18 protein-coding genes are annotated in these 21,821 nt (G+C 51.8%); 12 read left to right on the top strand and 6 right to left on the bottom strand.

Features of this window, described 5'->3' with window-relative positions:
- Window positions 1–608 precede the first annotated feature (608 nt).
- The 6 genes from KRAC_RS71235 to KRAC_RS65935 all read left to right on the top strand — a co-directional run bounded on the left by KRAC_RS71235 (window position 609) and on the right by KRAC_RS65935 (window position 8,878).
- Window positions 609–992 (top strand): hypothetical protein, encoded by a 384-nt coding sequence (locus KRAC_RS71235; RefSeq protein WP_040442567.1) that lies wholly within the window; start codon window positions 609–611, stop codon window positions 990–992.
- Window positions 989–2,203, top strand: coding sequence for a glycosyltransferase family 2 protein (locus KRAC_RS15285; protein ID WP_157506462.1), 1,215 nt, complete (start codon window positions 989–991; stop codon window positions 2,201–2,203). Before KRAC_RS71235 ends, KRAC_RS15285 begins: the two co-directional genes overlap by 4 nt.
- A gap of 251 nt (window positions 2,204–2,454) precedes the next feature.
- A complete protein-coding gene (locus tag KRAC_RS15275) occupies window positions 2,455–3,945 on the top strand; it encodes a hypothetical protein (RefSeq protein WP_007908427.1) in 1,491 nt (496 codons plus the stop codon).
- A 1,382-nt stretch (window positions 3,946–5,327) separates the two neighbouring features.
- Window positions 5,328–6,344 carry a hypothetical protein gene (locus tag KRAC_RS71225; protein WP_007908425.1) on the top strand — a complete coding sequence of 339 codons (1,017 nt, stop codon included), beginning with the start codon at window positions 5,328–5,330 and terminating at the stop codon, window positions 6,342–6,344.
- On the top strand, window positions 6,341–7,711 hold the full coding sequence (locus KRAC_RS15260) for a glycosyltransferase family 2 protein (RefSeq protein ID WP_007908424.1): 1,371 nt from the start codon (window positions 6,341–6,343) through the stop codon (window positions 7,709–7,711). Before KRAC_RS71225 ends, KRAC_RS15260 begins: the two co-directional genes overlap by 4 nt.
- 87 nt (window positions 7,712–7,798) lie before the next feature.
- Window positions 7,799–8,878 (top strand): glycosyl hydrolase family 18 protein, encoded by a 1,080-nt coding sequence (locus tag KRAC_RS65935; protein WP_007908423.1) that lies wholly within the window; start codon window positions 7,799–7,801, stop codon window positions 8,876–8,878.
- A gap of 93 nt (window positions 8,879–8,971) precedes the next feature.
- On the opposite strand, the gene KRAC_RS15250 is transcribed toward KRAC_RS65935, so the two are convergent.
- From KRAC_RS15250 to KRAC_RS15215, 6 genes are all read right to left on the bottom strand, one after another.
- The gene (locus KRAC_RS15250) at window positions 8,972–9,553 is read right to left on the bottom strand and encodes a hypothetical protein (protein ID WP_007908421.1); all 582 of its coding nucleotides are present in this window, start codon (window positions 9,551–9,553) and stop codon (window positions 8,972–8,974) included.
- Between the two features lie 111 nt (window positions 9,554–9,664).
- A complete protein-coding gene (locus KRAC_RS15245; protein ID WP_007908419.1) occupies window positions 9,665–10,063 on the bottom strand; it encodes a response regulator in 399 nt (132 codons plus the stop codon).
- Window positions 10,064–10,257: 194 nt separating this feature from the next.
- Complete coding sequence (locus KRAC_RS15240; RefSeq protein ID WP_007908417.1) at window positions 10,258–11,544, bottom strand: PD40 domain-containing protein; 1,287 nt, start codon at window positions 11,542–11,544, stop codon at window positions 10,258–10,260.
- A 195-nt stretch (window positions 11,545–11,739) separates the two neighbouring features.
- Window positions 11,740–12,852, bottom strand: a complete 1,113-nt coding sequence (locus KRAC_RS65930; protein WP_007908416.1) for an IS630 family transposase — start codon at window positions 12,850–12,852, stop codon at window positions 11,740–11,742.
- A 137-nt stretch (window positions 12,853–12,989) separates the two neighbouring features.
- Window positions 12,990–14,144: a DUF5667 domain-containing protein gene (locus tag KRAC_RS15220; protein WP_007908415.1), complete on the bottom strand. Its 1,155-nt coding sequence runs from the start codon at window positions 14,142–14,144 to the stop codon at window positions 12,990–12,992.
- Window positions 14,141–14,860 (bottom strand): RNA polymerase sigma factor, encoded by a 720-nt coding sequence (locus KRAC_RS15215; protein ID WP_244422064.1) that lies wholly within the window; start codon window positions 14,858–14,860, stop codon window positions 14,141–14,143. Before KRAC_RS15215 ends, KRAC_RS15220 begins: the two co-directional genes overlap by 4 nt.
- Window positions 14,861–15,307: 447 nt before the next feature.
- On the opposite strand from KRAC_RS15215, the gene KRAC_RS75945 reads away from it, so the two are divergent.
- From KRAC_RS75945 to KRAC_RS15175, 6 genes are all read left to right on the top strand, one after another.
- The gene (locus KRAC_RS75945) at window positions 15,308–15,820 is read left to right on the top strand and encodes an IS1/IS1595 family N-terminal zinc-binding domain-containing protein (RefSeq protein WP_007908413.1); all 513 of its coding nucleotides are present in this window, start codon (window positions 15,308–15,310) and stop codon (window positions 15,818–15,820) included.
- Window positions 15,730–16,338, top strand: a complete 609-nt coding sequence (locus KRAC_RS15200) for a hypothetical protein (protein WP_244422063.1) — start codon at window positions 15,730–15,732, stop codon at window positions 16,336–16,338. Before KRAC_RS75945 ends, KRAC_RS15200 begins: the two co-directional genes overlap by 91 nt.
- A gap of 22 nt (window positions 16,339–16,360) precedes the next feature.
- Entirely contained in the window at window positions 16,361–17,023 is a 663-nt protein-coding gene (locus KRAC_RS15195; protein ID WP_007908411.1) for a hypothetical protein, read from the top strand.
- Window positions 17,024–17,324: 301 nt separating this feature from the next.
- Window positions 17,325–17,801 carry a hypothetical protein gene (locus tag KRAC_RS15190; RefSeq protein ID WP_169460890.1) on the top strand — a complete coding sequence of 159 codons (477 nt, stop codon included), beginning with the start codon at window positions 17,325–17,327 and terminating at the stop codon, window positions 17,799–17,801.
- A 204-nt stretch (window positions 17,802–18,005) separates the two neighbouring features.
- Window positions 18,006–18,632 carry an RNA polymerase sigma factor gene (locus tag KRAC_RS15185; protein ID WP_007908408.1) on the top strand — a complete coding sequence of 209 codons (627 nt, stop codon included), beginning with the start codon at window positions 18,006–18,008 and terminating at the stop codon, window positions 18,630–18,632.
- Window positions 18,633–19,716: 1,084 nt separating this feature from the next.
- The gene (locus KRAC_RS15175; protein WP_007908405.1) at window positions 19,717–21,522 is read left to right on the top strand and encodes a glycoside hydrolase family 15 protein; all 1,806 of its coding nucleotides are present in this window, start codon (window positions 19,717–19,719) and stop codon (window positions 21,520–21,522) included.
- Window positions 21,523–21,821: the final 299 nt, after the last annotated feature.

Raw genomic sequence — 21,821 nt, 5'->3', positions numbered from 1 at the left:
TTTCTTTTTGCAAGGCTTCTATATCTAAGAAAATCTATATGTCTGCCATTTTTTTATTGTTATTTCCCAGGTGTGATATACAGGTTAACACCTATCATCTCGGGTTGTTTGGGAAGGAATAACGGAGAAAATCCTTGGATACGAAACAGTACAAGTGGCATCCACGACCAGATTTTGCTGAGAGTGGAAGGGTTTCTCTCCCTGAGGTTCCCTCACAATATCAATCTTTTGAGGATGCGCGAGGCATGCATCCCTTGTATACAACTCCTGCTTTCGCGTCAATTAACGGAGATCGGGAACAAGCGCATCTTCCCACCATCAAGATGCCAGTAACCCCATTACCTTTGTCTCCAGATTTCGTCTCTTATGATGATAAGGAGCAAGCCGACCTTCCCACCATCAAGATGCCGGTAACCCCATTACCTTTGCCAAGAGAACCGGAGCGTGACGATAGGGAGTAAGCCGACCTTCCCACCATCAAGATGCCGGTGAAGCCAGCGTCTCCTTTTCTCGCTCGTTTATCACTACCGGCGAGCTCAAAGGATACCAGATCACATACCTCGTTGAAAGCGTTTCGTCCTCTTTCATCACTTTCTCAAGAAGAGCAGATGCCTGCATTTCCTGGCCTGTCCATGAGCCAGAAAATGCAGGCAGTTACCGTCAAGATGCAGGCGATTAGCCAGAAGGTACAGGCAGTCTGGTCCCAATGGCCCTTTCACGTTGAGCACCTGAAGGTCATGAACAAGCAGCAGGAACGATCCTATACATTGCTAGTAGCTCTCTGGATCGGGGCGAATCTCTACTTTTGGATATGGTGGCTGCAAGGAAGTCATATTGGCAATCCCGTCTTGTATGGTTTAATGTGTCTATCACTGTTGTATGAAGGAACGGTGCTAGTACAGATCTCCCTTCCTTTTACACCTTTTACCTGGGCAATATGCGCCAACCAAAATCGATGGATCCCGATATTGCTAGGAAAACACAGGTCGTGAAGAAGGTCGCCGTGATGAGCTTGACGGTGCCTGGATCAGAAGATGTGGAGATTGTCAGGCAACAACTGCTTGCGATGACTCGTATTCGCTATCCACACGATTCGTGGATTCTGGTGGATAAAGAACACTCGCCCACCATCCAACAGATGGCTCAATCGCTGGGGGTCCATTACTTTTCGCGGCATGATGTGGAGCGTTGGGGTGAAGAGAAAGTCAAGTACTGGAATCAACCAGTTCCTCCGTTCAAAGCAAAAACCAAGGCTGGGAATGTGAATAGCTGGATTGATGCCTACGGAGATGCCTATTCTCATTTTACCCAACTGGACATTGACCATAAGCCTGTTCCAGAGTATTTACACAAAGTGTTAGGCTATTTCCTGGATCCGAAAGTCAAATGGGTCCAGGCCCCTAGCGTCTATGGGAACGTTGACACCTGGACCTCACGAGGCTCGGCTGAGCAAGAATTTGTCTTGCAGGGGCCACTCCAGATGGGCTTCTATGGCTTTTGCCAGACGCCGTTTATCATTGGGAGTCATTGTACGTATGATATGGCAGCGATCCGCGCTATTGGCGGCTTCCAACCAACGCGTGCCGAAGATCACCTGGACACGGTATTTTTAGCGGCCCAGGGACATCAAGGGGTCTTTCTTCCAGAGGTCATTGCCGTTGGAGATGGGCCAGAGAACTTCGATACCTACCTTGCTCAGCAGTTCGCCTGGGCATTTTCGATGATTCAAGTCTTATTGAACTTTACACCGAAAGCGATGAAGCATTATACGCCACGCCAGGCACTCCAATTTCTCTTTGTGCAGACCTGGTATGTGCTGTGGTCACTGACGATGTTCTTGCTCTTCATCCTGCCGGTGACCTCACTGTTCTTAAATACGCCGATTGCCAGGGTAAGCTACTGGGAATTTTTGCTTCACAGTCTGCCAGTAACAGTGACAGCCTTCATGATCTGGGCATGGAGTCATAGTTGGCACTTGCCTGAGAAACTTGAGCTGAGTTGGCGTGGGGTGATTCTGCATATTGCACGCTGGCCTGTCGTCTTGAGTGCCTTCATCCAGGTCATCTTCAACGTGCAGAAACCTTACATGATTACAGTCAAGGGATTGCAGCGTGGTGCAGCCAGGCCTTTTCCTCTCAAGCCTCACTATCCGTATATCGCTCGGTGCGTGCTGGTTCTATTTGTTGGTGACGAAAACGAGTAGCACTCAGGGATACCTGTTGTTTGCCCTTCAGGGCGCGGCAACAATCCTGGCCGTCTATAGTACCGCGTTGCTCAAAGATATGCTGGATATGCACAAAGAAGGCATTTCTTTGGGGGAGATGTTAAGGTCACGTATCAAACCACTCTTGCTCTTGTGCGGGCTCGTGGGTGGATTTATCGGGACATTGGGTGTATCTTGCGGCCCCATCTTCGCTGCCTTACTGGCCCATTAGCCTTGTAGATAGAGAGTGTATGAAAGCGACAACGATTTTTCGAGTATCGATTGCGGTGTTAGTGGTACTAGCGGCGATCACTCTGTATCCGTACGTCCAGGACTTCTTTCCGCCTACCCAAAAATCGGCGACACCAACGGTTGTACCAACTGCCACAACGCCTGCAACGCTTGCAACGCTCGATGTGCAGGGAACGCAGTGGGGGCAAAGTACTTGTTATATCGGTGCCGTTGAGGGGAGCAGCCAATTTAACATTGCGGATATACGTGACCTGGACCTCAATACGTATCGCCTCTTCGGTGGAATGTCGCGCTGGGAACCACAGGATGACGATGGCGTGTATGGGAGTCCGACCATTCAACAGATCAAAGAGAACCCAGCAGTGATTAACTGGGCGGCATGGGATAAGATCATGACCAACCCACCAAAGGGATCTGATTACTGGTGGGTTGGAGGTACGCCAAGCTGGCAAGGGAACGCGCGAACCCTGTTCAGCACCTTGCAAAAGGCGAATATACGTACTGTGATTACCCTGCGTGACCAGGATGACCACTATCATCCATCCTGGGCCCCCAATCCTCCACGGACGCAAGCGGACTGGAATGAATGGTGGGAACATGTCTTTGCTCTGGTTTATTGGCTTAATGTACGCAACCACTATGACATCAATGACTTTGAAGTGCATAATGAGCCGAACGTCTTTCAGCAGGGCTGGCATGGCACAGAAGGGCAGTACCTGACCTTCGTCAAGTATACACACGATGCGATTGATTATGTGTATCGTACCTATTTGCCTGGACGTCAGTACCATGTCTATGCTCCCGCCATCTCCGCGGTTCCAAGAGGAAAGTTGTGGCCGCGCGATGCGCTCCAACAGATTCCAGATTCCTTCGATAGTCTATCTGTCCATGTGTATGACAACGATATTACGCCCTACACCGAGCAGGTTCACACATGGCTCGACCAAACCAACCATAGCAACTATCCGATCTGGCTGACTGCGTGGGGAAGTTTTGGCAGGCAATACACGTCAATTCCTTTTAGCGTTGGTATGTTGACCAATCTTATACATGGGTCGCGTCCGGGAAAAGACTATATCTATGGCAGTCAGGTCTTTTCCCTCTATGATTACGCGACCAATTTTACCGGTCTGATCAGTTCTACCGGGCAGCGGCGTCCCACCTACTATGCGGTGCGTATGGGAATTCGTGCGTTGCAGGGATGTCGCCCTACCTATCAGAGCACAACCAGTACCTCAAACTTGCAATCCATCACGACAAAGGACAAAAATCAAAATCTCTACCTGTTAGTGTCGAATATGAGTGGAACAAATCAGTACACTGTGAGTGCCAATCTGGCACAGCTGCGGATGAGTGGAGCAGGAACGATGTGGCAATTTGATGCGACCCATATGGATACGGTTGTTGGGAAACCGCAGTTGCGAAATGGGAAGATAACCTTTGTGGTTCCAGCGAATGGCGCAGTATTGCTCAAATTTGCTCCAGCGTAGCGTGTCCGAGAAGAAGGGTGATTTGATGTGTTGTAGACGACTATGTAATTGAAGAAACGAGCACATTTTTCTTGAAAAAGAGATGGTTTCGTCTGATGCAGCCCGAAGTTACTCAATACTTAATGCGAGCAACGGTCGAACTTGCCGAGCTGCTTGGGATCGCCGTGTAAATCAAAGCGGGAGGGAGGTGCCGCCTCCCTCCTGCTGCCTCTTGGCACTATCGCGAACTTTGCAAATTATGTGGTAGTGGGAAGTGGTCAAATCTGAACAATAACTAGAGAAAGTTCGCCTTGATAAAGTTGAGCTTGTCGAACCTCGTGATTTAGAGGATATACTCAGTGACATCCATGGGTTGTTGGAGAAAAAGGGCATAGCCGTTACTGTGTAACTAGATTCTGGAACACAGAGAGGCTGACGTAAATACGAGTCTGTCAAGCATTTGGCTCATCCGCAATTTTAATGATGAGATTGGAAAGCCATGAGCGACGGGACAAACGAACCCCTAAACGCTGCGTTCAACGAAGCAGAGGTCAGCCACAGTGAGGCTCACGCGGCATGTTTTAACATGCTTTGCCGCTCAGATATTCCCCTCATCATCAAAAGGGCCATGACGTTGCGCGTCGGAGGAGGGAATGAAAATTGACTCTCCATTTTCATTAGGAATGGCGGGTGAGCCCTTTTTTGCCACTCTAACTCAATAATTAGGAACCCGCTGATCATCTGTATCTTCTAGAAGGGTCTACCATTCCCTCAAAAAGCCTATATCTCTGCGTCTGTGAAAGGTCTGCCTTCTGCCAAAGAGTCTACCATTTCTGCACGCATGAAAGGTCTGCCCTCTGCTGAAAGACTCACTATCATCTCAAAAAGTCTACTTTCTTCAGAAAGGTCCCCTTTGCGACGCCAAAGGGAGACCTTTCTGAAGAAAGTAGATCCTTTGCAGAAAAGAGAAGAGAGAACAAGAGTCCCGCTCGTTGTCCTCCTTCCTCGTTCTTCAACTCCACCAAAGCGGGTTAACCTCAGGTCTGGCGTATACCGATCGGGACAACCGGGATTGTACGTCTTGACGGTGAGGCTCTGGCGATTAAGTGGAAGGTTGCTGTCTGGCTACTTCGGCGAGAGAAAAAGAGGGCGAATAGAGTGAGAAGCGCTCTTCGCCAATCTATCTAGAAGTACTAATTTTGCTGGAATATACGTGTGCCCCGTAACCACAACGGGCCGAATTCCAACTGATGGGGTAGAGATCTCATCTTGGACAGGTACAGAATAAGCTAATACTAACCTGCGTTCATTGAGAGAATTCTCATATGGGCGGTTCTGGGTTTGAGAATTGCCTGCCAACAGGACCTGAATCTGGTCGTTTTGTCGTTTTAAGGAAGTAAGGAATGAGCGTCCCTTCTGACAAAGAATTTCCGAGTCAACAAAGTTCCGATAAGGCATATCCCTCTAAAGGAATATCACAGTTCAAAGCACCCTTGAAGCTTCAGTCTGGCGCATTGCGAGAACAAGGCCAACGTTTCTCCATACAAGGAAGCACTCCCTCTAAAGGAACATCACAGTTCAAAGCACCCTTGAAGTTTCAGTCTGGCACATTGCGAGAGCAAAGCCGACCTTATGCAGCATTTGGTGCATCTCCTTCCAATAGTGCATCACTCTATCACGTGACTGATCCGTTGCAACCCCTTGTACCGCAGCTAGAAAAGTGGAGCGAGCAAAGTGGATATCATCCTCCATTCGGGATGCATCTCTCCAATACTGCATTGCAAGATTCTGTTACGACGATGCCTCTTCCCAGAGTTCAGGCTCTCCCTTCTATTGATGCACGTAACACCTATTCTGCTGGCGATCCGATTACACATAAAAGCAGTGTTTTAACGATACATCTTTCAACTGATCCATATATTGGCATACTAGTTCCTCATTCTTCTCCGGAAGCACCGAGGCAATCCGCTCAGTTCTTGAGAGAGTCAAACCGATCCTGGCAATCTGCACTTCCACAGACTGAGCCGCTGGTGGGATCAGAATCACTGCGTAAAACAAAGATACATGTTACGATGAAGGTGATTCTCATGGGAGGAACTGGACTATTTGTGGGAGGCATAGCTTCCTTCTGGTTATTGCGCTTCCCTACCTACCTTGTGGTGACCTGGGCTATCCTCCTCATCGTATTATCAAATCTGGTCAGTCGGGAATTGCGCTCTTACTATCAGCTTAAATCAACGACGCAGTGTATGGAAGCGGGACATGCTTCTACTATATCGACATCTCATGATGTGGATACGGGACGCCACCCTGTGCTCAAGGACATCAGTGATACAACTGGGTATCTCAAAGCTCTCTGCCTTGTCTCCAAGCCTGGTTATCCAGCTCAGAACTTTCCCGAAAAGGAGTACAGGGTATGACGGCAAAGACAGGCAGAATCTTTCTGGTTAAGCTCATCGTCTACAGTCTTTTCTACGTAGGTACCTTCTCGATCTTCATCGCGATAGTATTTCTCCATCCTCGCCCCGTGGAGTCGCCACAGGTGAACATCGCTCGGGGCATCATCATTTGTTTTGCCAGTGTACTCCTTACCAAGTACACTGCCTATATGTTCCTGAGCCCCTGGTATGAGATTTTCCAGACACGCACACGGCAACGTCAACCGCTCTATGGGCCGTACAGCCCTCTCGTTTCAGTGATCATTCCAGCCTGGAACGAGGAGGTCGGATTGCTGAGCACAGTAAAAACACTGCTGGAAGGCACATACCGGAACCTGGAGATCGTAGTTGTCAATGATGGCTCGACAGATGGTTCAGACGCCATGATGCGAAAATTTATATATAAGTATGAACGGCAGGTATCGGGGAGAAGAGACATGCCCCGTCTGGTGTATCATTATCAATCCAATGGCGGAAAGGGGAGAGCACTCAACACAGGGATTCGCCTCTCGCATGGACAGATCATTGTTTCTATCGATGCTGACTGCCTGGTACACCGTGAAGCTATTGCTAACTTTGTAACTTGTTTCCGTGATCCGAAGGTAATGGCTGCCGTAGGTAACGTCAAAATTGGCAATACCAGGACACTAGTTGGGGCAATCCAACACCTTGAGTATCTCTTCTCCTTCTATTTCAAGAAGGCCGATTCCATCATGAACACCATCTATATCATCGGTGGAGCTGCAGGAGCCTTTCGCCGTGAGGTATTCGAGCGACTGGGAGGCTATAGCGTTCATAATATTACCGAGGATATTGAACTGTCCGTGCGAATCCAGAAGGCTGGCTGGAAAATTGTCTATGCGCCTGATGCCATTATCTACACGGAGGGTGCGAGTACCATACGGGGGTTGATGAAGCAGCGCCTCCGCTGGAAACGTGGTAGATTTGAGACATTCCGCGACCATCGTTCATTATTTTTCAGTTGCAAGCCCGAGCATAATAAACTGCTCACCTGGGTGATATTACCACTTGCCCTCTTTGGGGAACTCCAGTTGGGCTTTGAGCCCTTCTTCATCCTGGTGCTCTTCCTCTTTTCGATTGTGTCCGGGGACTTTTCCGCCTTCCTGAGCGGGGTGCTGGTGGTCTCGGTGATGTTCTTCATTCAGCTCTTTGATGATAAGCGCACACGCAAGTTCTCTTATCTGTTACTGTCTCCGATTGGTTGGCTCCTTTTCTATGTGACCACTTTCGTCGAGTTTAGTGCGCTACTGCAATCGGTATGGGGGCTGATACGCAAGCGCGAACTCAAGTGGCAGAAATGGCAGCGCATGGGAGCCATTGATAAGTGAACCTAACAGGTCATTGGTTTGTAATACGGGTTGAAATGAGAGTACATTGTGGTGTACATCTTGAAATCTCGCCGGAAGAGGGATATCGTGAAAAAGTTAACACTTATTACTCTCTGCATTCTTCTTATTTCCGTGCCCATAGTATGGATTATGATCCACTATGTACAGAATAGCCGACAGAGCGTTACCTCGTTTGCTCCAAAACCTACGCCTCCCCCTGTGACCTGGAAATCCCATGTTATGGCATGGATCTATCCTGGACCTCCTGCATGTAATGCTGCGAATGAGTATAAGGATGGAAGGGTGATAGATACATTGAAGCCGGAATACTATAACCTTAATTCGTCAGGAACGCTTACTCAACTTACTACGGAGAATGCTGGATGTAATACATATTCTCCTGATAATGCATCAGAAGTAAAAAAGCACTCTACACACCAATACGTGACTGTTTCGGGGAAGATAGCGGGTATGGATGCACTTGTGACGAGTCAAGCAAAAATAGTCCAGGCAGTGACGACATTAAAAACCTTTTTAGATACGGTAAAATTTACCGGTGTTGAAATTGATTTTGAAGGATTTTCACGCTGGACACCGCAGCAATACTATGGGTACAAAAATTTTCTGATGCAACTTGGAGGTACTCTACATCAAAATGGATATAAACTGATGATTGATGGGCCTGCGGTTACGGCTGATGAATCGTCTCAATATCAGTGGCGGTATGAGGATTTTAATACACTTCCTGTCGATTACCTTGTTGTGATGGAATATGATTGGCAATATGATTTTGGTAGTGGAACGCCAGTAGCACCACTTGCGCGAGAAAAAGATGTAACCAGGGAGGTTATAGGAGAGATAAAGGATATCAATAAAATTGTTATTGGTATTCCTTCTTATGGGTATCATGGACGCCTGGGAGGAGATAGCATTACCATTGACACCCGTGCACAATCACAAATGTATCTTGGATACACTACCGCGAAACGAGATAATTCGTCAGCAGAAATGATGTTTACTCATGCAGGTGTCTTCTATGACTATGCTGACTCGCAAACATTAAATACCAAACGAAGTCTTATTGAAGGCCTTGGTATTAAGAATATTTCGGTATGGTCTTTGGGTGGGAATCAATGGTTTTCAGGAAAGGCGGAACCTCACTCTTAGCTCGACTTTTGGATAATCATGTTGACCTTCTATTTGGTAGTCTTCTTAATGGTAGGTAGTGACTCTATTGAGAAGTGGTATGTAAGGGAGTCGTCAAGAACGCGAGGAAGGACCAGGGATGATCGGCGAGGCCCAAAGCCATGGCAGGAGTGCGGAGCTGATATCGTTGTAGAGTCCCCTCCCTTGGGAGGCGTAACGCCCGATGAGGACGTATCCAGTTGTGTTCAAAGAGGTGCAGATGGAGCAAGGCATCGAAGGGAACATCACGTTTGGCAAAGGCATGCGATGCGTCTTGCGTGTGAGGGCATTGAGCCGATCGCGGAGAGCACCGTTGGCCCGCTCAACATGGATGGTTCCCGGTTGTGTGATCACCTCGCCCAAGGCGGCACGGATCTCGACGGAGAGCAGTTTCCCATGCTCATCACGATGCTTGATGGTTTGCGTCAAGCGCACATCTGGAGGGACGACCAGTGAGGGATGACCGCGCTGCCCGGAGCGTATCGGCCGACGAGAGGCTCGAGTGAGGATCGCGGCATAGCCCCGCCAGCCATCGCTGCACCAGTTCAAGAGACGGCCCTGTGTACGCGCTACCGTGAGGGTGACCGCTCGCTCGACGAGATTGTCGCCGATGCGTCCAGTGGCACAGGCGGCAATGAAGCGGCTGGGACAATGCAAAGCGGGGGAGAACTACTGATATGTAGTTCTTCCCCGCTTCGGTTTGAGAACAAACCTGCGTATGCTTGCTGAGCGCTTCCAAATGCACGTCTTCAGAAGCAAAAAACCGTTTTATCCCATTGAGAGATACTTCAAGAGTTGGAGAAGGATGTCCAAAGAGTACGGTTCTTCAAGCATATGCAGTTCTGGAAAGGGTTCATGACTCACCTGTTCGCCCTCTTTCATGATCACGATAGCAGGTAGGGTCCTTTCTGGCGCTATCGCTTTAAGGCGATGATACACCTCCATCCCATTCAAGTCAGGAAGATGATACTGGATGAGAACAAGCGATGGCTGGATGTTGCGAGCAAAATGAATGGCCTCTTCACTCGTCTTTGCAACGAGCGTGAGATACCTCGCTTCTTGCTTGATCGCTTTTTGGAGTACCTTCCAGGTTGCTTCGTTCTCTCCCACAATGAGCAAGAATCTCGTTGACGTCGGCTTTCTCTGCGGTACCATTACATTCTCCATATCTTCTTCCTGATGTGTCCTTTCTCTCAACCGTTCATGTATCCTCTCTGTGATCTGTGATCCACTGGATGGCGTCAATTCATCCCCCTAGTGCAGGTTCAGAAGACCTCCTGTGAAAGATGCCAACAAGGTATGAGGAAGCTGTGTCAAAGCGGGGGGCTGACAGATCTGAAGCGTAGCGGCCAAACGGATTGCTATGCGATTTTCCAGAGATTGATGCCTCCATTGACGACTACAAGGAATTGCCCATTTGGTGACCAAGCCATGCGGCCCATGCCTAAGATGGCGATATCCCATTGCCCCTGATCATATTGAGTCAGAAGGGAACCACGAGAGGCATCAAAAACCGTCAGAGTCCCGTCTGTGGGAACCCAATAATGGCCTCCTGAATAGGAAGTCATCGCGATTCGTTTTCCATCCGGCGACCAGGCAAGCGCATACTGAGTCTTGATGAGAGAGTACGCGGTGACTTGATGGCCTGTTTGCGCCTCATAGATCACCATGCCCTGTGGTGTTGCCACCGCCAACAGTGTTCCCGGCGGTGACCAAGCCACCGTCCCACGCATGGCTGCTCCTGCGAGAACAGGCGTGCGCCTCCCTGTCAAGCGATCCCAGATCTCAACGAACCACTTTCCCTCTGACAGGTAGCCCATGGCCAATTTCTCTCCGGCAGGCGCCCAAACCATCGTGCTCACCTGATAGCTCCGAGAGGTTTCTGGGCGGGTAGTATCGATGGTCAAGACTCTGTTCCCAGCAGTAATATCCCAGATGTCTACAAAGGATTTCCGTCCATAGGGGGCCTTCGTTTCCAAAAAAAGTCGTGCCACGGCCAGATAGCGGGCATGGAGTGCCCAGGCGTTCACGAGTGGAATGCCCCCACCCTGATTTTTTCCCAAAGCGAGCGATGGGGTCACTGGGAAGCTTTGCACCAGCTGGCCGTCCTCCGCCTTCCACACCTGCACCATTGGTCTCTCCGACGGCCCCACCAGAGCCAGAACATGCTTGTCATCTTCCGACCACGCGATCCGCTGACCACCAGCGTCAAACCAATAGGTTGGCAGATAGGGAGGTCCACCGGAGACAGGCTGCTTTGGCGAACAGGTCACCAGCTTTTCTCCGGTGGTGGCACGCCAAATCTGCACAGTGTTCCCATCTCCAGAAACGGAGGAGACCCGTGTGCCGTCGAACGACCAGGCCACATCCAGAACCTCATCCTTGTCTGCATAGGTGAGAAGATGGGGATCAGTGAGCTTGCGATAGGTCAGGTACCCTCCTGTTGAAAGGAGCACCGCCCCAACAGCACTCAGCAGACCGCTCCAAAGAATGGCCCTGCGTGATCGCTTGGGAGGCGGCTTGAATGGTTGTGGAGTGCTCACCACGGGACTGCTCCCCTCAAGCAGGTGTCCACACTGATGGCAGTGTTCTCGGTCTGGAGCATTTTCAGCCCCACAGGAGGAACAAGAGAGAGAAAATGATGCCATACCTTTCTGCCTTCCTGCATCAGAGGTTCCGAGACCTTCCTGGGAAAATATGTGGCTGCATTCCTCTTTGTTATCTTTGTCTCGATCCTCTCCTGACCAGAATATACCTCAAAAGGGGAAACCATTCATGGGGCACATGACCTATCTTCCTCTTTTCCTCAAGACTCTTGCGGTCGCTTGTTCTCTCGCCCATGCTCACGAAACCTTTTGCGTCAGCAGTTCAGCCTGTTCACACCCAAAATAGTCACACACGTGCTGACGGAGTTCGTCTGCGGTTAAAAGCCGAGCAGGTTCGACAATAGCTCGCTTGCCGTGGACCCACTTCGGCTCAATCTTGTTGAGCCAGGGACTCTTCGTGGGGAGCCAGCACGGAATGATACGGACGCCATGCTTGCCCATGCGAGCTTCTTGCAGCACGGTTTGATTGTGTTCACGCAGCCAGGTTTTGACGTGCCGGCTCACGTGCCAGGAGGCGTTATCCCAAATCAGCACCAGGACGCCTTTGCCCTGTGCCTGGACCTGCTCACACACCCACTCCAGGAAATCAGTGGTCACCTGGCTAACCGGACGGCCTGACACAAAACGGAGATGCATGTGACCACTGGTGACAGAGAGCATCCCATAGCAAGCCAGCGCTTTGGGGTCAGGATCGTTCTTGTCCATGGCGAGTTCCTGTAAACGGAGCGGCTCGCCCTGTTCACTCCAGCTATGCAAGTTGGGTTGGCTGACCCGACTCCACCTCACCTCATCTTGGTAGCTAATTTCCCATCCGTAGCGCTGTGCCAGATGAATGAGGGCGTCACGTCGTTTTTTTCTGAAATAGTCAGGATCAGGACTCGTGATCCACTGTTTCGCGCGCTGCCAGCCAACTCCAAGTCGTTTGAGCGCGAGTCGGATCGTTTCGATACTTACCTGGCTCTCCGTTAACCCTTGCTCAAAACTGACCTCTGCGGCCAACTCAAGAGTCCAACAACTGGTCACTTTGCCAAACGTCCGGGGGCTTTGGTGTAACAGGGCTCGCAGCGCTTCGCACTTAGCCTGGTCGAACTGGGCTCGGATCGTTTTCGGTCGACTCGATTCCTGCTCGAGATATGCTAAGCCTTTCCGCTCAAACGCATGGATCGCATTGCGTACCGTTTGTGTCGCACAGCTGAGATTACGGGCGATTTCTCTGGGACATTGCTTCCGACTGGAGGCGAGCAGAATCTGGCTCCGGCGCAGGGTAAAGGCATCTGATGAGCGCAATCCAGCTTCTATTCCTGCTTGTTCCTCCGAACGTAAAGCTCTGACATACATGGGGGCATTCATACCCTCATCCTAACAGATTTCTTCCCCCTTACACAAGAGCTTTGTTGAACCTGCACTAAGTACAGTCAAGCAATGTTTTGGGAAATGAAGTCTGCTTATCAAAGGCCTTCAATGCCAAAAAAGTTGCTTGAGTGCACTTAGTGATGAGGAGTTGGTGTCACACTGGGCTTTCCCCCGCCAGTATTCGTGTCGCCTGGGCCATGAGGATGCGTATTGTCTCCATTGCCAGTCGTGTCAGAACCATTTTTCCCTGTTCCCTGTCCATTTGTATTTCCGTTTTGGCCACTGCTTGACGCAGTAGAGACCGTAATCGCCGTTGTCTGAACCACGGTCGCATCTGGATTGAGTAAGCTCACCGTCTTGATGGGTTGCCTGCTGTTCCAATCGACGAAAAACACATAGGTCCCATGTTGCAACGTTCCTATGACGCTTATGCGTTGATTGTTGAGCCAGAGCTGCGCTCCTGGTTGAAAGTGTTCTCCAGTCAGGAGAAGCGTTACCTGGGCATGAGGAGGCAAAGAAACAATGATCGTCACAGCTTGCAGATGCGTGACTTGCTCGCCCAACTGTTGCAGTGCTGCCGTGGTTGCCACTTGCTCCGACATCTTCAGGGAGGGCAACAGCGTGTGTAGGGTCTGGCGAGTATCTCTTTGCAGCGCGGCGAATTCCTGGGAAAGACGGTCATGGTCTTTGCCAGCTGGAACGGCGTGAATGGATTGAGAGGTCGTGGTAAGCTGCTGCTCCAGGGTCGTCAGTTCACGGGTATAGGCATCTTCCTGCAAGGTGGTCACCACTGTCTTCAGGCTGGAAAGGTGATCGCGTGCGATTTGCAGACGAAGTTCGGCCTGGTCTTTTGGGGAAGCCGTGAAGGTTATCTGCATCTGTTGCACCCAGCTTTTCACGGCATAGAGCGGAGTATTGGGCGTTGCTCCCTGGGCCGCCATCGCAACCCCTGTACCTAATACGAGACAAAACAGCACAACAGCAGCGAGCGCCAGTTGCATACTCCATGGTCGTAGAGCGTGTAGCCGCCACCAGGGAGCCGCAGTCCGCTTGTGCTGGATGGCAGAGGCGTGCGCACGAACGCGCATTTCTAAGCGTTGCGCGAACTCAGGATCGGCCTGGAGCGCCGGGTGGGTGCGCACATACCGTGCCACAGTGATCAGTTCTTCGATCTCATCCTTTTTATTGCCAGAGCCAGGAGGAGTTATCTGTTCAGCTTTCTCGAAACGGCGCCCTCTTGCCCATTGTTGCTCCAGGCGTTGATTGAAATAGTCTGCTTGTGTTTTCATGATCGTTTCTCCTGTTTGGACACCTTGCGACGCCGGGACGCTTTGGCTCCTTCCGTTTGCTTCTTATCTGGTGTGGGTGGATGAAGGAAGCGCTGCAAGCTCTGTAATGCACGAAATTGCAGTGCTTTCACGGCATTGGCCTTTTTCCCAATCATTTTAGCGACCGTCGCGACATCATATCCCAGAATCAAGCGGCCAATGAGCACCTGTCGTTGTTCCTCGGTCAGCTTCTCCATGGCTTGCACGACATGCTGCCATTCATCGCGTGTCTCAAAGACATGAACAGGATCATCTTCGGGATGGTGCGTTGGCAAGGCATAGGCATGGCCATCATAGGTATGCTGTTCGCTCATTCCGTGCATTGGTGTCAATGACAGAAGCAGGGGCTGTTTTTCCTGCCCACGATAATAGCCCGCGACGGTATTGCGAGCGATACCCAGAAGCCAGGCCGCAACACCAGCTTCTTCTTTGGCCTTGACCTGGTGAATCCCTTCAACCATTTTTAGAAAGACCTCGGACGTCAGGTCCTCCGCCACAAACCGGTCAGGGACACGGGCGGCGATATACCCAAATATTCCTGGGAGAAAGTGACGATACAGCGCTCCAATCGCCTCCCCTTCCCCTTGCCTGGCAGAACTGAGGAGACGATCAAATACCATGTTCTGCTCCTCATGCTCTGAAGTCATCACGTCCGATGACCATGGCCAGGATACCATACACATCTCTTCCCTTCTAAATAATGCTGCTTCCTTACGCTCCTCTAGTTGTATTTTGGTCCTTCGCGGTTATGGGAGGAGGAGAAATGTCTGCAACTCCCTTCCGAGCAGGCAGAACTCGTCTAGGATCTGCACAGGCTTGTGTCCAAATGTTTCCCCAAAAGAACTATTTCGGCTGGAGGCCGTAACCAAAACAACAAAAAGGCCACTGTATAACCGAACAATGCACGTGAATGTGGTATCTCTCACAGACACCAGAAAAGGCCGTTTCTTTCTCAGCACGTGTCTCAATGAGCGCATTTTACGAGAGGTGGAGGGGAATGCCTCTCCGGGAATGTCGCTTATTTTCCCCATCGACAACTGATTGAACATATTTTTTGAGACAAAGGAAAGTATGGGTAGTGACTCTTGAGAGAAGTGGTAAAATAGAGGTCAGGAGGACGAACCATGACACCCATACCATCCCTGCCAGCATGTCCCAACCCTGCATGTGAACAGCCCCACGTCATTCGCAATGGTAGCAGCAAAGGACGACGGCGCTACCAGTGCCGTGGATGTGGCCGCTTCTTTGGTGAAACGGAAGGCACGCCGATGTATCGCCTCCATACGCCAGTAGCCGAGGTGACCCAGGCGCTTCTGGTCGTGATGCGTCGGGGAAGTCTGCGGGCGGCAGAAGAGATCACGGGCCACAAGTACGAGACGATTGGCGAATGGTTGCGGCGGGCAAGCGAGCATGCGGAAGCCTTGACGGCCATTCTCACGCAGGACTTGCGCCTCTCGACGGTTGAAATCGATGAGTTTTGGTCCTTCGTGCACAAAAAAACGGAGCCCCCGACGAAGTTGATGCCGGTGAACGCTGGGGTTGCCTCGTGCAAGATCGCCCCAGCCGCTTCATTGCCGCCTGTGCCACTGGACGCATCGGCGACGATCTCGTCGAGCGAGCGGTCACCCTCACCGTAGCGCGTACCCAGGGTCGTCCATTGAACTGGTGCAGCGATGGCTGGCGGGGCTATGCCGCCATCCTCACTCGAGCCTATCGTCAGCCGGTCCGCTCAGGGCAGCGCGGTCGTCCCCCACTGGTCGTCCCTCCAGATGTGTGCTTGACGCAGACCATCAAGCACCGTGATGAGCATGGAAAACTGCTCTCCGTTGAGATCCGTGCCGCCTTGGGCGAGGTCATCATCCAACCCGGAACCGTCCATGTTGAGCGGGCCAACGGTGCTCTCCGCGATCGGCTCAATGCCCTCACACGCAAGACCCATGCCTTTGCCAAACGTGATGTCACCTTCGATGCCTTGCTCCACCTGCACCTCTTTGAACACAACTGGATACGTCCTCATCGGGCGTTACGCCTCCCAAGGGAGGGGACTCCACAACGATATCAGCGACGCACTCCTGCCATGGCTTTGGGCCTCGCCGATCATCCCTGGTCCTTCCTCGCGTTCTTGACGACTCCCTTACATACCACTTCTCAATAGAGTCACTACCAAAGTATGACCTATGAGTATTGGTAGCACCATTGTAGCAGCTCTCAAAGGCAAACTTGTTGTCACCGCCCTGCTGGGCGCGGTGGTTGTTGGTGGCGGTACCGCCGCTTTCGCAGCAACCCCAATGGGACAGAATATCGCGAAATCCATTACTGTTCCAGCCCAGACCCCGACGCACGCTGCACAATCTGGCAAGGGTCAGAACGGTAAGAGCGAGACAAGTACAACGAACAACCAGTCAGGCGATCATAAAAATGACTGTCCAGGACTTCCGGAAGCCCAGAATCTGGCCAAGAAGTTTTCCCTGAGCACAGATAGCAAGAGTGCCACCATTCAACTAATCTGTTCGCTGCATACGGGGACCTACAAAGGGCTCACGCATGCGCTTGGATATGGCGAAATTGAGGATCTGCTCACTTATGCACAATCCCTGGCTGGGCAAGATAAAAACACCGCGAACGCGAAACTCAGCGACGAGACCCTCAGTACATACATCGCAGCGGCGCTAAAAACGTGCGCGAATGATCCCATTTCCGCCTGTGTGAAAGCGAATACGCCGACACCGCAAGGGACCCCTGGGAGCAGCAATAGTGGCAACGGAAGCAATAACGGAACCGATCATGGGAGTAGCGGGACCACAGGCAAACCAACAGTGACACCAACACCACATCATTAATCCCTGCTCTCTCTATTCTGTCGTTTATGCGCCCCCTTGTTGGCAATGAAACTGGCAAGGGGACGTTTTCCTTTTCTTTCACTTGAGAAGCGGGATATGATCAAGAATACTGTTGACGAAGAGGGAGCCTGGAATTGATGACATGTGATGCACAAGGGAAGCAGGAAGAGAATGAATGAAGATGGTGCTTAGCTTACGTCCAATGACATTTCAAGAGAAGCACAGAAGCTACACACTCAACATCTACCCTGAAGGTCAGAGAGGAATCGTAACGACCTCAGCCGAGAGATGCTTACAGGCGATGACCCCTTTCCCTGACGGCACGCTTTTCACCATTGAGGCCAACTACCGAGAAGATCTGATTGGGACAGGACGGTACCGTAAACAAGGATTATTTGACCAACTCGTCTCCGTTGAAACCCTTGAAGCATCTGGGGCAATGATGGGTCTTCTTGAGACTGCGCTTGCGCGGCGAGAAGCCAAGCAACGAGAAACATTGCAAGCAGAACAGCTCTCCAGGTGTGTTATCCTTCCCTGTAGGTGCGGGCACGAAGTGAGCTACGACCCACAAGAGCAGATATTTGTCACGCTCCTGGGAGGAGTCATCATCACCTGCGATGCCTGTAGAACCGTGCTCAGCTTACAAGCTATTGAGCAGAGTCTGCAACGACGGATCCTGGCGCTGCAAGCAGAGCTCCGTCAGCAGCAAGACCATCTGGCTCTCGTCGGGGAACTCCAGCGTTCAATGGCGGGAGCGAAGGAGGGAGTGAAGCGATGACTACTATCGGAGGTAAGGTGAACCGTGGCGCTTCTCTTTGCGCTCTCTCGCACGGGAGCCAGCGTGACCTTGAGGAAAGAAAACGGTGTCATTCACAAAATTTTTGAAGAACTGAAAAGATTCTTGAGATTTGTCAGGTAGTGTAAGGAGGTAGAGCAGGGTGCCTTTGAGAATTCTGCCTGCCGAGTATATTCAGGAAAACGTATGGCGAAAACAACATACGCATATGCCTCTGCTGCACTTGTATCACTTGCAGATGATATATTGTTGGAACATGTTGGGAAGGGCGACCAGGCTGCCTTTGAAATATTGATGCAACGCTATTCGGCCCTCTTGTGTAAGTTTGTCTATACGCATATCAGTGATTACGAGCAGACGCGCGATATTGTCCAGAGCGTCTTCATGCAGCTCTATATGTATGTGCCGAAGTTACGGGCCAACTGGGCGAACCAGACCTCGCAAGCCCCTTTGAAGTCCTGGCTCTTCCAGGTCGCAGCCAATCGCTGCACCGACGAATTGCGTAAGCGGCGCCCATTACTTTTCTGCGAACTTGATGTACCGTTAGAAGATGATGAGAATGCGTGGCCCTATACGATTGCTGACACTCATCCCCTGCCAGATGAGGAACTTGAGCGTAAAGAGATGCGCACAGCCCTTCTACGCGCCATTCTGGCTTTGTCCCCGCGTTTCCGCTCGATTGTGCTTTTGCGCTATCAGGAGGAACTGACCTTTCGCGAAATTGGGCGTATCCTGGGGATGCCAGAGAATACGGCCAAGACCTACTTTCAACGTGCCCGCCCCTTGTTGCGAGCTGCCCTCACCTCTTCATAATGTGTGCTGCGGAGAGCCAACACTGCAAAAACAGTGCCCTCCAGTTCTCATCTTGCTTTCGTCTCAGCTCGCTGTGTGACCCGCTGAGTAAGGAGGATAGAGAAAACTGCCAGAGTCGTTTTTTATCCTCTTTACTCCTGAGTGCTACAGGAGCGAAAGGCATAGGAAGCTTCACATCGGCGGCTCGCTTCTGTCGGGCCTTTGATGAAGTGCGTCAGTTTTTCCGGATTTGTGCGGCTATAGCGGCTATAAAGGAATCTGTTTTCCTGTCACAGCAACGCGAGAGGGTTCGCCAGCGATTGGTGAGTTTGCAGTCCCTGGTGCAGGCGGCCTAACCGAGAGAGGGCTTCAGAATGTTGACAGAGAAGGTGTATCTGGAGACCCTCTCCTCACGTCTAGAGAATGATGATTTTATGGCGTGATAAGCAATGGGGGATCACAGAGATTATTACAAGAAGGCAAAGCCGTCTCTCCCGCAACGGGACGTCTCAAGAGATCGATGTCCTCAAGCAGTTGTATGCGACCACATCGATTGTTGCGTTGATGAGAGTACTCCCAGAGCGTCCTTATATTATGGGATTCGATACAAGGCTGAGCGGCTTCAATTATCTCGACGCAACAGGGATGTGCATATCGTCTGATGCAGCCCGAAGTTACTCAATACTTAATGCGAGCGACGACCGAGCTAGCCGAACTGCTCGGTATCGCCGTGTAAAAACAAAACGGGAGGGTGGTGCCGCCTCTCTCCTGCTTCTCCTTGTTACTATTGCGAACTTTGCAAATGATGTGGTAGGGGAAGTGGTCAAAACGGAACAATAACTAGAGAACGTTAGTCTTGTTGCCGGGCTAGATAGGCAACGCGAGCACTCACTACTATCGTCTTAGTGGATGTACAGTCCTCACTGACGCATGTTCCTCCTACGTGGGCTCGCTCAGATGCAGCGACAAGGGTGTAGTATGAGATAGAGATGCGGATATTTCTCTGTTCATTTTGTTCTGTTCATGCTGTCCGGATGCAATGCGCACTTGCTTTTTTCAACACATTGACCATATCACAGCGTAAAAAGGTTCGAGGAGGCAGATCATGAGTACGTTGCCAATTGCTGACTATGGCTTGCTGTCAGACTGCCGCTCATCTGCGCTGGTCAGCCGCATGGGCTCCGTCGATTGGCTGTGCTTTCCTCGGTTCGATGGGCCATCGGTCTTTGCCCGGCTGCTGGGCGAGCAAGCGGGGCACTGGTCAATCTCCGCGACTGATCCCTCCGAGGTGAGTCGCCGCTACCTGGATAGGACGATGGCGATTGAAACAACATTCTCTACACCAACGGGACGAGCAGTCCTGGTCGACGCCATGGCAATCGGGCGTAATGAGCGTGGGCACAACCTGGGCGCCAACTCGCCCAGCATCCTCCTCCGCTCGGTTTCATGCGTGAGCGGTACCGTGGACATGGAGCTTGAATACGTTCCCCGGTTTGAATATGGCCTTATCTCCCCCCTGCTCAGGCCCATTCGAGGAGGCATTGTTGCCCGTGGCGGCGCAGATGTCCTGGTGCTCTCTTCACCAGTGCAGTTCCACATTGAAAATTCGCTGGCACGTACTCGCTTCACGCTCAAAGCTGGGAAGCAAGCACGCTTTGCACTCCAGTACCGAACGAGCTGGGAGGCAGGTCCACAGGTGTGTTCACAGGCGACAATTGCCGCGTACCTTCACGATACGCTTAGGGGATGGCGCACCTGGTCAGACCTGCACCAGAAGTACAAAGGACCGTGGCGGGAGCTTGTGCATCAGAGTGGCCGTGTCTTACAGGCGTTCATGTTCCGTCCCACGGGAGCAATCGTTGCTGCGCCGACCACCTCGCTGCCCGAGTCCATCGGAGGTGAGCGCAACTGGGACTACCGCTACACCTGGGTCCGCGATGCTTGTTTGACGTTGGAGGCACTCTGGGTGGCTGCTTGCCCTTATGAGGCATACCAATTCTTCAACTGGATGGCTAACGCGGTGGCCGCGCCAACCCAACAGGAGGCAGGACTTCAGATCATGTTCGGAGTCGGCGGAGAACACGACCTGAGTGAGCGCACGCTCAGCCACCTTGCTGGGTGGCGTGCCAGCCAACCTGTGCGCATCGGCAACGGCGCCTGGCAGCAGCACCAACTCGACGTCTATGGTGAGCTCCTCAGCGCGGTTCGCCGCCTCCGCGATGAGATAGGGACACCCGACGAAACCACGCGCCATTTCCTGATTAAGGCTGCTGACGCCGCGGCTGCACATTGGCAGGAGCCCGACCAGGGTATCTGGGAGATGCGTGGAAGAGCGAGGGACTTTCTCTATTCAAAGCTCATGTGTTGGGTGGCACTCGACTGTGCCATCGCGCTCGTCGATCTCTTGAGAGCGTCTGACCACATCGATGCGTGGACAGCGACACGCAAGCAGATCCGCGACGCCATCCTCACGCATGGGTGGAGCGAGAAGGCTGGAGCGTTTACACAGGCATTTGGCTCTGATGACCTGGATGCCTCCGCGCTCATGATGCCGATTGTGGGATTCTTGCCCGCTATCGACCCACGAATGCGGGCCACCATCGACGCGATCGCTGAACGGCTCACCGATGCGCATGGCCTGGTCTACCGCTATCGGGTGTCTGATGGACTCGCTGGTGAGGAAGGGACCTTCCTGCTTTGTACCTTCTGGCTAGCCCACGCGCTCGCGCTGGCTGGGGAGGTCGAGCGAGCCAGCGCGACCTTCGAGCGAGCGGCGGCCTGTGCAAATGACATCGGGTTGCTTGCCGAAGAGGTTGATTCAGCGAGTGGCGAGTTACTGGGCAATTTCCCGCAGGCGTTCAGTCACATCGGTCTCGTGAATGCGGCCTGGGCTATCTCACAGGCGAGATAAAAGGGGCCTACTCGCCATTTAAGCAAGGAGGAAAGAGAAGGCATCAGCAGAAGTGCAACCTGAAAACGATCACACTTCTGCTGATGTCTTCTCTTTGACCACTTCTTGAGGGATTGGAGGAGGTTCAGTCCCTTGTTCTTGTGCCTCCTCTTGCTCTGCCTCGTTTGAGCAGCTTCTGTCCAGCACTCGTGATCCCTTCTTCCTGAAAAGATCAACACCGATGAGCGGTTCACACGCTCTGGACACGAGTGCCCCCGAACGATCGACGACCACTTCCGCCTCACGAGAGCAGATCTCCC

The organism is Ktedonobacter racemifer DSM 44963 (assembly GCF_000178855.1).
Taxonomy (GTDB): domain Bacteria; phylum Chloroflexota; class Ktedonobacteria; order Ktedonobacterales; family Ktedonobacteraceae; genus Ktedonobacter; species Ktedonobacter racemifer.
This window is presented reverse-complemented; position numbering and strand designations above follow the sequence as displayed.

What these genes read in the sequence shown, in the direction of transcription:
- KRAC_RS71235 (WP_040442567.1), top strand. Translation starts at nt 609, where the DNA reads ATGCCTGCATTTCCTGGCCTGTCCATGAGCCAGAAAATGCAGGCAGTT.
- KRAC_RS15275 (WP_007908427.1), top strand. Translation starts at nt 2,455, where the DNA reads ATGAAAGCGACAACGATTTTTCGAGTATCGATTGCGGTGTTAGTGGTA.
- KRAC_RS71225 (WP_007908425.1), top strand. Translation starts at nt 5,328, where the DNA reads ATGAGCGTCCCTTCTGACAAAGAATTTCCGAGTCAACAAAGTTCCGAT.
- KRAC_RS15260 (WP_007908424.1), top strand. Translation starts at nt 6,341, where the DNA reads ATGACGGCAAAGACAGGCAGAATCTTTCTGGTTAAGCTCATCGTCTAC.
- KRAC_RS15245 (WP_007908419.1), bottom strand. Translation starts at nt 10,063, where the DNA reads ATGGAGAATGTAATGGTACCGCAGAGAAAGCCGACGTCAACGAGATTC.
- KRAC_RS15240 (WP_007908417.1), bottom strand. Translation starts at nt 11,544, where the DNA reads ATGGCATCATTTTCTCTCTCTTGTTCCTCCTGTGGGGCTGAAAATGCT.
- KRAC_RS65930 (WP_007908416.1), bottom strand. Translation starts at nt 12,852, where the DNA reads ATGAATGCCCCCATGTATGTCAGAGCTTTACGTTCGGAGGAACAAGCA.
- KRAC_RS15220 (WP_007908415.1), bottom strand. Translation starts at nt 14,144, where the DNA reads ATGAAAACACAAGCAGACTATTTCAATCAACGCCTGGAGCAACAATGG.
- KRAC_RS15215 (WP_244422064.1), bottom strand. Translation starts at nt 14,860, where the DNA reads ATGGTATCCTGGCCATGGTCATCGGACGTGATGACTTCAGAGCATGAG.
- KRAC_RS75945 (WP_007908413.1), top strand. Translation starts at nt 15,308, where the DNA reads ATGACACCCATACCATCCCTGCCAGCATGTCCCAACCCTGCATGTGAA.
- KRAC_RS15195 (WP_007908411.1), top strand. Translation starts at nt 16,361, where the DNA reads ATGAGTATTGGTAGCACCATTGTAGCAGCTCTCAAAGGCAAACTTGTT.
- KRAC_RS15190 (WP_169460890.1), top strand. Translation starts at nt 17,325, where the DNA reads ATGACCCCTTTCCCTGACGGCACGCTTTTCACCATTGAGGCCAACTAC.
- KRAC_RS15185 (WP_007908408.1), top strand. Translation starts at nt 18,006, where the DNA reads ATGGCGAAAACAACATACGCATATGCCTCTGCTGCACTTGTATCACTT.
- KRAC_RS15175 (WP_007908405.1), top strand. Translation starts at nt 19,717, where the DNA reads ATGAGTACGTTGCCAATTGCTGACTATGGCTTGCTGTCAGACTGCCGC.